General features: G+C 38.4%; 11 protein-coding genes and 1 other RNA gene. 11 read left to right on the top strand and 1 reads right to left on the bottom strand.

The genetic code is table 11. From position 1 onward, the window contains the following. Positions 1 to 27: 27 nt before the first annotated feature. From PYW34_RS06660 to PYW34_RS06620, 9 genes are all read left to right on the top strand, one after another. The gene (locus tag PYW34_RS06660; protein WP_002295832.1) at positions 28 to 567 is read left to right on the top strand and encodes a DUF1273 domain-containing protein; all 540 of its coding nucleotides are present in this window, start codon (positions 28 to 30) and stop codon (positions 565 to 567) included. A gap of 89 nt (positions 568 to 656) precedes the next feature. After that, positions 657 to 1,076: a cell division regulator GpsB gene (gene gpsB, locus PYW34_RS06655; RefSeq protein WP_002295835.1), complete on the top strand. Its 420-nt coding sequence runs from the start codon at positions 657 to 659 to the stop codon at positions 1,074 to 1,076. 21 nt (positions 1,077 to 1,097) lie between these two features. Beyond that, an RNA gene (rnpB, locus tag PYW34_RS06650) (RNase P RNA component class B) lies at positions 1,098 to 1,465 on the top strand. 208 nt (positions 1,466 to 1,673) lie between these two features. Beyond that, entirely contained in the window at positions 1,674 to 2,840 is a 1,167-nt protein-coding gene (locus PYW34_RS06645) for a THUMP domain-containing class I SAM-dependent RNA methyltransferase (RefSeq protein ID WP_002295837.1), read from the top strand. Positions 2,841 to 2,885: 45 nt separating this feature from the next. Continuing rightward, positions 2,886 to 4,382, top strand: a complete 1,497-nt coding sequence (locus PYW34_RS06640) for a carboxypeptidase M32 (RefSeq protein ID WP_002289184.1) — start codon at positions 2,886 to 2,888, stop codon at positions 4,380 to 4,382. A gap of 80 nt (positions 4,383 to 4,462) precedes the next feature. Further along, positions 4,463 to 5,146, top strand: a complete 684-nt coding sequence (locus PYW34_RS06635; protein ID WP_002289185.1) for an HD domain-containing protein — start codon at positions 4,463 to 4,465, stop codon at positions 5,144 to 5,146. A 644-nt stretch (positions 5,147 to 5,790) separates the two neighbouring features. Then, positions 5,791 to 6,981, top strand: coding sequence for a glycine C-acetyltransferase (locus PYW34_RS06630; protein ID WP_002289186.1), 1,191 nt, complete (start codon positions 5,791 to 5,793; stop codon positions 6,979 to 6,981). A 101-nt stretch (positions 6,982 to 7,082) separates the two neighbouring features. Next, positions 7,083 to 8,036, top strand: coding sequence for an L-threonine 3-dehydrogenase (locus PYW34_RS06625; RefSeq protein ID WP_002289187.1), 954 nt, complete (start codon positions 7,083 to 7,085; stop codon positions 8,034 to 8,036). A 68-nt stretch (positions 8,037 to 8,104) separates the two neighbouring features. Beyond that, positions 8,105 to 9,454 carry an APC family permease gene (locus PYW34_RS06620; protein WP_002296108.1) on the top strand — a complete coding sequence of 450 codons (1,350 nt, stop codon included), beginning with the start codon at positions 8,105 to 8,107 and terminating at the stop codon, positions 9,452 to 9,454. A gap of 182 nt (positions 9,455 to 9,636) precedes the next feature. Here the strand turns inward: PYW34_RS06620 and PYW34_RS06615 are convergent, their stop codons facing one another. Next, positions 9,637 to 9,960 carry a hypothetical protein gene (locus tag PYW34_RS06615; RefSeq protein ID WP_002289192.1) on the bottom strand — a complete coding sequence of 108 codons (324 nt, stop codon included), beginning with the start codon at positions 9,958 to 9,960 and terminating at the stop codon, positions 9,637 to 9,639. Positions 9,961 to 10,088: 128 nt separating this feature from the next. Here PYW34_RS06615 and PYW34_RS06610 point away from each other — a divergent pair, with 128 nt between their 5' ends. Both PYW34_RS06610 and PYW34_RS06605 read left to right on the top strand, forming a co-directional pair. Continuing rightward, complete coding sequence (locus tag PYW34_RS06610; protein ID WP_002289189.1) at positions 10,089 to 11,252, top strand: VanZ family protein; 1,164 nt, start codon at positions 10,089 to 10,091, stop codon at positions 11,250 to 11,252. Positions 11,253 to 11,321: 69 nt separating this feature from the next. Then, on the top strand, positions 11,322 to 12,671 hold the full coding sequence (locus PYW34_RS06605) for a DEAD/DEAH box helicase (protein WP_002289190.1): 1,350 nt from the start codon (positions 11,322 to 11,324) through the stop codon (positions 12,669 to 12,671). Positions 12,672 to 12,712: the final 41 nt, after the last annotated feature.

Genomic DNA, 12,712 nt, shown 5'->3' with positions numbered 1-12,712 from the left:
AGCGGATAGAAAGAAAAGGAATCTGAGATGGATAAGTCAAAAGTAATCTATGTGTCTGGGTATCGAAGTTTCGAACTCGGTGTTTTTAAAGAAAATGATCCTAAAATCCAAGTTGTTAAAAATGTTTTAAAAAAAGAACTCCGTCAGTTAGCAGAAGAAGGGCTGGAATGGGTACTCGTTAGTGGAAATCTAGGCGTCGAACTATGGGCTGTGCAAATAGTAGCGGAATTGAAAGAAGAATATCCGGAACTATCTCTTGGTATTTTGTATCCTTTTTCTGATTTTGGTAATAACTGGAATGAAGGGAACCAAGAAAAAAAACAATTAGCAGAACAATTAGCAGATTATGTCGAAGCTGTTAGCCATCAACCCTACCAATCACCTAGTCAGCTAAAGAATCACACTCGTTTTATACTTGAACATACAGTGGGCTGTCTGCTGATCTATGATGAAGAATTCCCTGGAAAAACGAAGTATTTTTTTGAAGATGCACAGAATTACCAAGCAGATCATCCCTACGAAATTCGGCTGATCAGTATGGACGATCTTCAAAATTTTAGTGAATAATCGATATTGTGTTTGATTTATCAACTTTTTTCCTATACAATGAAAAAGGTAGAAATGTTATTACGTAAATGAAAACTAGAGGTGTAAATATGGCGAATTTGGTTTATAGTCCTAAAGACATTTTACAACAAGAATTCAAAACAAAAATGCGCGGCTATGATCCCGTTGAAGTTGATGAATTCTTAGACAATATCATCAAAGATTATGAAACTTACAGCAAAGAACTCCTTGCTTTACAAGAAGAAAACGATCGATTGAGTGCAAAAGTAGCTCAATTATCTAAAACTCAAGGAGCAGCTCAAACACGCGTGCAACAAACAGAGGCACCAAAGAGCGCAGCAGTGACCAATTTTGATATCTTAAAACGCTTGTCAAATCTTGAACGTGAAGTATTTGGTAAAAAGCTTGATCAACAAGCAAGTGCAGTCAAACCAGCACAACCTAATCCAAATAACTACACAAATGCAGACACAAGCTTAGATGATAATGAAAAAACACGTCAATTTTAATTTTTGATTAATGAATTTGCGGTTTTCGGGTAATCGCGGTCTGACTTGATCAGGCTGAGGAAAGTCCATGCTCGCACAGGCTGTGATGCCTGTAGTGTTCGTGCTTAGCGAAACCATAAGCTAAGGTACTCTTTGGAGTAACGGCAGGAAAACAAGCTAAGGCTTCGGCTATGCTTAAGTATCCTTGAAAGTGCCACAGTGACGAAGCGGCTGGGGAAACCCATCCGGTGGAACGCGGTAAACCCCTCGAGCGAGCAACCCAAACAATGGTAGGGGCGCTTTTTGTCTGGAAGAAGAACAGGACAAAAAGGCAGTATAACTGCAGATAGATGGTTACCGCTTTGTTTTTTCTCCCTGGAAAAGCAAAGTACAGAACATGGCTTATAGAAAACCGCAAACATCAGGGAATTAGGTCGTGACAAAAGTAATGCGTTATAAGAAACAAGAAAAACATTTGAAAGCTATTTTTCAATACTTCAGATGAGTCGTTCTTATTACAAAACAAACTTTTGTATCACCGGTTATTCGGAATTTGAGTAAAAGTGTGGGGTAGGACTGATGTCCCACCTCCTTTTTTTATAAATAAGGAGATTGTGTATGGAAAAAAACAGGAAGTTCAACCTCGTCGCAACTGCGGCAAGCGGGCTAGAAGCACTGGTTGGTAAAGAATTAAGAGATCTTGGAATCGAATGCCAAGTTGAGAACGGACGTGCACGTTTTGAAGGAACAATGGAAACGATCGCTACAGCTAATTTATGGTTACGTACAGCAGATCGAGTAAAAATCGTGGTTGGGGAATTCGATGCGTATACGTTTGATGAATTGTTTGAAAACGTAAAAGCATTGCCTTGGGAAGATTTTCTTCCACTAGATGCAGCTTTTCCTGTAGCTGGAAAATCGATCAAGTCGAAACTATATAGCACACCTGATTGCCAAGCGATCACAAAAAAAGCAATCGTTGAACGTCTCCGTACCTATTATCACCGTCCAGCTTCTGTACCACTGACGGAAACTGGCGCACATTTTCAGTTGGAAGTAGCTTTGCTGAAAGACCATGTGATGGTAACTCTGGATACGACAGGACCAAGTTTATTCAAACGTGGTTATCGCTTAGAAAAAGGTGGAGCACCATTGAAAGAAAACATGGCAGCAGCACTTGTTATGTTGACAAATTGGCGAAAAGACCGTCCATTTTATGATCCTGTATGTGGTTCAGGTACGCTTTGTATTGAAGCAGCCTTAATAGGCCATAATATCGCACCAGGATTCAATCGTGAGTTTGCTTGCGAATCTTGGGATTGGTTCAGTCAAGAAATCATGGAAAATGTTCGATCAGCAGCCGAAGAAAAAGCAGATTATGATATTGAATTAGATATTACTGGTTCAGATATCAATGGACGGATGATTGAAATTGCCAAAGCCAATGCAGAAGAAATCGGATTAGGCTCTTCTATTACCTTTAAGCAACAAGCAGTCAAAGACTTCAAAACGGATAAAGAATACGGGGTCATCGTGGCTAACCCGCCTTACGGGGAACGTCTAGGAGAAGAAGAAACCGTTCGAAAATTATATAAAGAAATGGGCGATGTGTTCCGTCCATTAAAAACATGGAGTAAATATATCTTGACTAGCGACTTAGCGTTTGAGGAATTTTACGGACAAAAAGCAACCAAAAAAAGAAAATTGTACAATGGTGCATTGCGTACGGATCTATTCCAGTATTGGGGAACTCGTCCGCCTAGAAAAAAAGAGAAAGACGAATAATCTTACTAATTGATTCATTCAATTGGATGTTTGGAGGAATAGGGAATGAAAGAAAAAGAGTTTTTACAAGAAGTAAAAGAAATCAATCTTCTACAACAAGCTTTAGGAATCCTCGATTGGGATACACAAACAGGTATGCCTGAAAAAGCTAGTGCATACCGAAGTGAAGTAGACAGCTATCTTTACAGCATTTATTTTTCAAAAAAAATCGGTCCAAAAATCAAAGAAGCCATTCGCTATTTTTCTGAACATCCGGAAGAATTGTCGGAAGTTGGAACTGCCGTTTTTGCCAAAGTAAAAGAAGAGTATGATTTGGAACATCGCGTACCGGAAGATCTTATGAGAAAATATACAGCTGCCGTTTCTTCAGCACACGGACAATGGCAAAAAGCTAGAGAAACACAACAATTTTCTGATTTTCAACACGCATTGAATCAAAATATTGAATTAACAAAACAGTTGATACCTTACTGGAGAAAAGATGAAAAGACGAATTATGATGTTTTGCTGAATCAATACGAACCCGGGATGACTGTCGAAATCCTTGATAAGGTATTTGATCAGCTTAAAGAAGGAATTCTTTCGATCCGCCGTACGCTCCAAGAAAAAGGGACTGAACCTGAAACAGACTTTTTAAATCGGAGAATGACGAAAAAACAACAGAAGAGATTTGTAGTGAAAGTAATCGAACAACTTGGTTATGATTTTAGCCGTGGTCGTTTAGATGACACTGTCCACCCATTTATGACTGGAATTAATCCGAATGATGCACGAATCACGACACGATGGAACGAAACAGATTTCAAAATGGCTGTTTTTGGAGTGATCCACGAGGCTGGTCATGGTATGTATGAACAAGACATCGATGATAAATATGCGTATACACCGGTTTATGAAGGTACATCAATGGGTATCCATGAATCACAATCGTTGTTTAACGAGATCATTATTGGAAGTAGTCGCAGCTTCTGGAAAAAGCAATATCCTTTCTTTCAAGAATGTGCAGAAGGAACATTCGATGATATTCCTTTTGACAAATTTTATCGTTCATTGAACCATACAAAATCAAGTTTGGTTCGTATCGAGGCAGACAGTTTGACTTACCCTCTCCATATCATCATTCGTTATGAAATCGAAAAAATGATTTTCAATGAAGGGGTAGATGTTGCTGAACTACCTGAAATATGGAATCAAAAATATGAAGAGTATCTGGGAATACGACCAACAAATGATGTGGAAGGCATCCTACAAGACGTTCATTGGTCAGGTGCAAGCTTTGGTTATTTTCCCTCTTATGCATTAGGGTACATGTATGCGGCACAATTACTTCATTCTTTGCAGCAAGAAATAGATGTGGAAAATGTTCTAGCGTCAGACGATTATTCTCCAATCAAAAACTGGATGTCAGAGCATATCCATCAATATGGTGCATCTAGAAAACCAAATCAATTAATCATGGATGCAACACATGAACCGCTTAATCCGCAATACCTGATCGACTATATGAAAGATCTGTATTTTAATGTATATCAGGTAAAATAAAATACAATTTACAAAGATAGCTGAAATTCATCTAATCTATAGATGTTTTCAGCTATTTACTTAAGAAAGAAGTGGAACGAATGGATAAATTACAAGTGATCGCTGATTATAGTATGGACCAATTAGCGCATGATCAAACAGGACATGGGAGCGATCATACCAAAAGAGTTGTCAAGTTAGCTGAAAAAATTTTGGAGACGGAACCGCAGGCAGACCGCTTTGTGACGCTTGCAGCAGCTTACCTACATGATACGATTGATGATAAAGTCGTTAAAAATGAGAACGAGGCAAAGCAACAGCTTCGTGTATTCCTTCGCTCTTTGCCAATAGTAGAGGAACAGATCTCGATGATTTTTTCCATTATCGAAAATATGTCCTTTTCTAAAAATCTCTCTGAAGCGGCCGAACTATCTCTGGAAGGTAAGATCGTTCAAGACGCTGATCGTATCGAAGCATTAGGAGCAATCGGCATTTTGCGTACTGCTTATTTCGGCGGTGGACATGGGCACCCGATTTTTGATCCTGAACTGTATCCGCAAACATTCAAGGACAAAGAAAATTACCGAAAAGGCACGACAGTGATCAATCATTTTTATGAAAAACTGTTCTTGCTGTCTGATAAAATGAATACTGATTACGGATATGAAGAAGCCAAACGAAGAGAAACCTTCATGCGTGAATTCTTAGAAGAATTTTTTCTGGAATGGTCTATTGACGATGAAAATTTTACTCCAGACAATTGGATCAAAAATAACAAAAAATGATGGAGGTTGTGACAGAAGTGGTCAGCTCCAAGATATTTCGGATCATTTTCCGTAAAAGTTACTTCTGGAACACTATTTACCAAGAGGTCGTGAGCCTGCCGTTCAGCTCCGAGTCACAAGGAACAATTTCAAAAAATAGCTTCTCATGTTTGATGAATATTGTAACTTGTGATTCGGAATTGGCAGGAGAACACCGTTTATTCGGAAGAATAGGACTGTGACAAGACTTTTGTCACAGTCCTTTTTTCGAATTCAACAAGTAAAACTTTTAAGAAATATTCAGAGAGTAAAATTAAAAATTGCTGATAAACGAAGATGGAAATTTTATGTATTTTTATTGGTCTATGCAATAAATAAATTAAATATTCAGAATACAATTGATTTTAACGAAAGGGCTTCTATCAATGGTTGTGTTGTATTTATCTGCCCAGGTAGAGTAAAATAGATCATTATCTAAAAGGTAATTGTTCATACTATATAAGTCATTTGAAAGTAAAAAGATACTGTAAATAAAAAATGTGGTTAAATAATTCTCATAATCAGTGTAAGCGTTATCAAAAATATGGCATACTTGCTTTGTAGATGAATGACACGATATATGTTTGGTATGTTCTGCAAGACAGATGAATATGGAGGTGGAGACAATGTCTTCCAAAGAACTAACAATGTATTTAGAGAAAGAATTGGATCAACTGAAAGAAAAGGGGTTATACAATACGATCGACATACTAGAAAGTGAAAATGGTGCTTGTATCATCGTAGACGGAAAAAAGATGATCAATCTAGCATCCAACAATTATCTTGGATTTGCCAATCGCGAAGAATTGAAAAAAGCATGTATTGAAGCAACCGAAACTTATGGTGTAGGAGCAGGAGCAGTCCGAACGATCAATGGTTCGCTGAAAATCCATCAGCAATTAGAAGAAAAAATCGCAGAATTCAAAGGGACAGAAGCAGCAATCGCCTTTCAATCTGGATTCAACTGCAATATGGGCGCTATCTCTGCAGTAATGACAAAAGAAGATGCTATCTTATCGGATGAATTAAACCATGCATCTATTATTGACGGTTGCCGCTTATCCGGAGCAAAAATCATCCGAATTAAACATCAAGATATGAAAGACCTTGAGAAAAAAGCAAAGGAAGCGATAGAAAGTAAGAAATATAAAAAAATCATGTATATCACAGATGGTGTTTTCTCCATGGATGGAGACATTGCACGATTGCCGGAAATTATTCCGATTGTTGAAAAATATGGACTGATCACCTACGTTGATGATGCGCACGGCTCAGGCGTAACTGGAAAAGGTGCAGGAACCGTCAAGCATTTTGGATTAAGCGACAAAATCGATATGCAAATGGGCACGTTATCGAAAGCTATAGGTGTTGTTGGGGGTTATGTAGCTGGATCGAAAACACTAATCGACTGGTTGAAAGCTAGAAGTCGGCCATTCCTATTTTCTACTTCGCTAACTCCAGGTGCAGCTGCAGCTGCATTGGCTTCGATTACTTTGATGCAAGAACATCCGGAACTTGTCGAAAAAGTTTGGGAAAATGCTAATTATTTTAAAGAAGAATTGAAAAAAGTAGGCTATAACATCGGTATGTCTGAAACACCTATTACTCCAGTCATTTTGGGAGACGAAAAAGTGACTCAGACTTTCTCTAAGAAGCTGATCGAACATGGGATTTATGCTAAACCAATCGTTTATCCAACTGTGCCTCTTGGGACAGGCAGGATCAGAAATATGCCGACTGCGGAACATACGAGGGAAATGCTTGATGAAGCAGTAGCAGTTTATCAAAAAATAGGAAAAGAAATGGAAATTATTTAACTAAATTTAGTTTTTTCGTCTATTTAAAATTAGAGAACATGTTCACGCATATATTGTTAATCATCTGAAGATAGTAGTAAAAAAGATCAGGGAGGATCATCATGAAAAAAGTATTGGTGACAGGATGTTTAGGACAAATTGGTTCAGAGTTGATCACACGGCTACGTCAAGAACTAGGCAGTGAAAATGTCATTGCGACAGATATACGCATGCCTGAAGTCATTGAGAAAAACGATATCTTTGAGATCCTAGATGTAATGGATTACGAAAAAATGCGCAGCATAGCAGAACAATATCAAGTGGACACATTGATTCATTTGGCTGCTCTTTTGTCAGCTGTTGCAGAAGCAAAACCACAATTAGCCTGGAATTTGAACGTGACTGGGCTGGTCAATGCATTGGAAGTCGCTAGAGAATTCCAGCTGAAATTTTTTACGCCAAGTTCAATCGGCGCGTTTGGTCCAAATACTCCAAAAGATCATACCCCACAAGATACTCTTCAGCGTCCTACAACCATGTATGGGGTAACGAAGGTAGCTGGAGAACTACTATGTGATTATTATTATGTGAAATATGGCGTAGATACTCGTGGTGTCCGTTTCCCTGGATTGATTTCTTATGCAACCTTGCCAGGAGGCGGTACGACAGACTACGCAGTCGATATTTATTATTCAGCAATCAAAGAAGGAAAGTACACTAGTTTCATTGATCAAGGTACATCAATGGATATGATGTATATGCCAGATGCGATCGATGCCATTATAAAACTCATGAATGCAGATCCTGATCGATTGGTTCATCGAAATGCCTTCAATATATCGGCGATGTCTTTTGACCCGGAAGAGATCAAAGCATCTATTCAAAAAATCATACCAGATTTTGAAATGGATTATGATGTGGATCCTGTACGTCAGTCAATAGCAGAATCTTGGCCAAATTCACTAGATGTTTCTTGTGCGCAAGAGGAATGGGGCTTTTCGCCGAAATACGACTTAGATGTGATGACAAAGGATATGTTGGAAAAACTGAAAGAAAAATTGGTAGAGACGGTATAAAACAAGAACCACATCCAAAAAGTTTTTTATACTTTTGGGATTGGCTATGGTATGAAAGGGGACAAGGGATGGAAGAATATCAAGCCACGCCAGTAAAAGAAGTAAAAATAGAAAATGAATTAAAACGTACGATGGGATTTTTTACTGCTTTATCGACTGTTATGGGCACAGTGATCGGTGCAGGGGTATTTTTTAAAGCCGCAAGCGTAGCAGAAGTTACAGGATCCGCCAGTTTGCATATGTTTTCTTGGTTTCTCGGTGGTATGATTTCTGTCTGTGCAGGACTAACAGGAGCTGAACTGGCAGCTGCTATTCCAGAAACAGGAGGGATGATTAAATATATCGAACGGATTTACGGAAATACAGCAGCTTTTTTATTGGGCTGGGCGCAAGTCGTGATTTATTTTCCAGCAAATGTAGCAGCCTTGTCGATCATTTTCGGTACACAGTTCGTCAATCTATTTGGTCTTTCCCAGTCAATGATTGTTCCCGTAGCTGTTACAGCTGCTGTATCGATCCTGTTGATCAATTTTTTAGGTTCTAAAGCTGGAGGGGCTTTTCAGTCGATTACGCTTGTCTGCAAGCTTATTCCTTTGTTTGTGATCGTCATTTTCGGTTTGTTCCGACAAGAAGGAGTAGACTTCCAACTGTTTCCGATCCAAGCAGGAGAAAATCTTTCATTTTTCTCAGCCTTGGGAGCGGGCTTGCTAGCAACGATGTTCGCATACGACGGTTGGATACACGTAGGAAATATTTCGGGAGAATTGAAAAAGCCGGCGAAAGATTTGCCAAAAGCAATTTCTTTAGGAATCATCGGAATCATGATCGTTTATTTATTAGTAAATGCGGTGTTCTTAAGAACCGCATCTATCGACGGAGTCGCAGGAAACAGCAATGCGGCAAGTGACGTTGCAAAAATGATTTTTGGCGGCTTCGGTGGAAGACTGGTCACAGTTGGTATCTTGATTTCTGTTTATGGAACCATCAATGGCTATACCCTTACTGGAATGCGTCTCCCTTATGTTATGGCAAAAGAAAACAACCTGCCTTTTAGCAAGCTCTTTGCTAAACTTCATGATAAAACTAAAGTTCCTGTAGCCGCAGGTATCTTAGAGCTAGTCATCGCTATTGGCATGATGATGATCGGTGGTTTTGATACACTAACGGATATGCTGATCTTTGTCATTTGGATTTTTTATACGATGGTCTTTGTTGGTGTCATTCTTCTTCGTAAAAAAGAACCTGATTTGTTTCGACCATACAAAGTTCCAATGTATCCGTTTATTCCACTAGTAGCAATCATTGGAGGGACTTTTATCGTATCAAGCACGCTTATCACTCAGACCTTTTTAGCTTCGATGGGGATAGTATTGACACTTGCTGGTATCCCGATTTATCTCTATTTAAAACGTAGATAGCTAAAACATTCGAATTTTATTAGAACTGCACTTCTCTGCCAAACAAAATATTTTATTTAAATGAGGAGTACGTGGAAGAAATGTCAAAAGTACTCGTTAATTTTGATCACGTAAATGTCGTTTTGTCTACGATGAAATAGCAAAGTAAAAGACAGAAATCGGGCTCAACCGATTTCTGCCTTTTACTTTGATTTGCGTAACTGAACTATTCGGCGTACGCCGCGATAAATATTTAATAAAACCAAGCAACCAGAAATGAAAATGGGAAGCCAAATCAGATAGACAGGGTAGCCAAGCACTTTAGACAAAGCATGTGGAGTCATTTTATCCATTTCAAGAAGTGCTTGCTGCCAAGTCTGAAGATTGAAGACTAGCATGAAACCCGAAATAATCAGGAGAATAAATCCTAAATAATGAATTGTAGTTCTTTTTCTTACATAAGCGATCGTAGCATAAAGGAACAGTAAAAAAATAGGTACGCCAAAAACAAAGTACATATTCAGCATCTCGACACCCCCTTTGTGTTTATCTTACTTTACTTTGAAAGAAATGAGAAATAATAGCCTCGTTACTTGCTTGAAACAGCAAAGGACTGCTAAGATAAGAGAGATACAAAGAATCAAGGAGGAGTCATATGGCAAGTTATATCGAACCGATTCGTTTTGCGCTGATTGTTTTTCCATTTTTAGCCTTAGCGATCTCATCTGTTTTTTTTATTTATGAATATCGAAAGTATGGAACATTTCTAGTAACAAGGGCAGTTATTTTGTATTCTTTCGTTTTTTATTTATTGTGTGCGTATTTTTTGGTGATCTTACCACTTCCGGCAAAGGAGACGGTTGCCCAAATGACAGGGCCAAAGATGGAGCTGCATTTATTTGCTTCATGGCAACATTTCAGAGACAACACGGTATTGGTCTTGTCTGAACCTAGTACCTACCTGCCGGCAATGAAGCAGAGTGTATTTTTGGAACCAGCTTTTAATGTTTTATTACTCATACCATTTGGCATTTATTTAAGATATTATTTCCGGCTTTCTTTTATGAAAACGATGATTGCTAGTTTCTGCCTTTCTCTATTTTTTGAATTGACGCAGCTAAGTGGACTTTATTTTATCTACCCAAGACCATACCGCTTATTTGATGTTAATGATTTAGTGACAAATACATTGGGTGGAATCATTGGTTTTGTCGTTACGCCGTTATTTACATTTATGCTTCCTACAAGAAGACGAATGGATGAACTTTCTTATGAAAAAGGAAAGACTGTCTCATTGACTCGACGCTTGGTCGCTTATTTGATCGACTGGACATTTTTATCTCTTATTAATTTGGTAGCGGCGATTTTCTTTAAAATTGCGTTCGATTCAGGGGCAGTTACTTCTCATATCTGGTGGCTTTTATTAGAAGTAGGGGTATACTTTATGATTGTACCGTTTATAACCAATGGATGGACACTTGGCAAAAAAATTGTGCGTATCCGTTTGGTGGAAGAAGACCGCGAACGAATTTCTTTAAAAGCATTGATGATCCGCTACGGGTATCTGTACTTTCTTTTTTATGGTTTAAGCTGGTTGGGGCAGTTGCTTCAGCAAATCATGAATTCGACAACGAATACGGTGTTGCAGATGAGTGCAGTATTCATTTCTCTCGGTGTCTTGTTACTACAAGGTATTTTTATTTTAAATATCTTGCTATCATTTTTGAGAAAAAAACGGATTCTGTTTTATGAAAAAGCTAGTCACACATATACTGTTAGCACGATTGGCCAAACAAAGGATGATGATTCTCGAAATTAGCTGAGCAAAAACGCTTTGTCTGTGTTATAATGCCAAAGTCGTGATAATTTAAAGAGAAGAGGTGCACGAATGAATAATTTTGATATATTCCGCTTCAAACCGTTTATCAATGAAGCGTTAACCGCAAAGGGCTTCAAACAGCCCACAGAGGTCCAGGAACGTTTGATTCCTTTAATTGCAAAAGGAAAAAATATCATTGGGCAATCTCAAACTGGTACAGGAAAAACACATACGTTTTTGTTGCCTTTGTTTGAAAAAATCAATGCAGAAAAAGAGGAAGTACAAGTTGTTATTACAGCTCCAAGTAGGGAACTAGCTGCACAGATCTATGAAGCAGCTACACAAATCGCTAAATTTTCTACACCGGAGATCCGTGTCTCGAATTTTGTCGGCGGTACAGACAAACAGCGTCAATTAAATCGTCTGCATCACCAACAGCCACAGGTTGTAGTAGGCACGCCTGGTAGAATATTAGACATGATGAATGAACAAGCGCTGAAGATTCACACCGCATTTGCATTTGTTGTCGATGAAGCGGATATGACATTGGATATGGGTTTTTTAAATGAAGTAGACCAAATTGCAAGTCGATTACCAGAAAAGCTGCAGTTTTTAGTTTTTTCTGCCACTATTCCAGAAAAACTTCGTCCATTCTTACGAAAATACATGGAAAATCCAATCATTGAAGAAATCAAACCAAAAGCAGTTATTTCTGAAGACATTGAAAATTGGCTGATTTCAACAAAAGGTAAAGATGAGAATCAAATGATTTATCAACTGCTGACAATTGGTCATCCTTATTTAGCAATCGTATTTGCCAATACAAAACAGCATGTGGATGAAATTGCCGATTACTTGAAAAACCAAGGCTTGAAAGTAGCAAAGATTCATGGAGACATCACCCCAAGAGAGAGAAAACGAGTGATGCGACAAGTACAGAATCTGGAGTATCAATATGTTGTAGCGACTGATTTAGCTGCTAGAGGGATCGATATCGAAGGTGTCTCTCATGTTATCAATGCAGAAATTCCAGAAGATCTAGACTTCTTTATCCATCGTGTCGGACGTACTGGACGTAATGGCTTAAAAGGAACGGCCATTACGTTATATTCGCCAAATGATGAGCAAGCCATTGATGCGATAGAAAAATTGGGCGTCTCATTTGAACCAAAAGAAATCAAAAACGGGGAAATCGTCAAAACATACGATCGTAATAGACGTGCCAAACGAGAAAAATCAAAAGATGTATTAGATCCCACGCTGATTGGTCTTGTGAAGAAGAAAAAGAAAAAGATCAAGCCTGGTTATAAGAAAAAAATCGATTGGGCAATTGCAGAAAAAAATAAAAAAGAACGCAAAATCGAACGCAGACAGCAAAGCCGTACTGCTCGTAAAAATAAGAAAAATTCACATAAATAAAAAACAAGAGGTTGTGACAAAAGGCGTGTCACAATCTCTTG

Origin of the sequence: Enterococcus faecium (genome assembly GCF_029023785.1) — a bacterium.
Taxonomy (GTDB): domain Bacteria; phylum Bacillota; class Bacilli; order Lactobacillales; family Enterococcaceae; genus Enterococcus_B; species Enterococcus_B faecium.
Note: the sequence above shows the minus strand (reverse complement) of the source record. Positions and strands in the feature narration are given on the sequence as shown.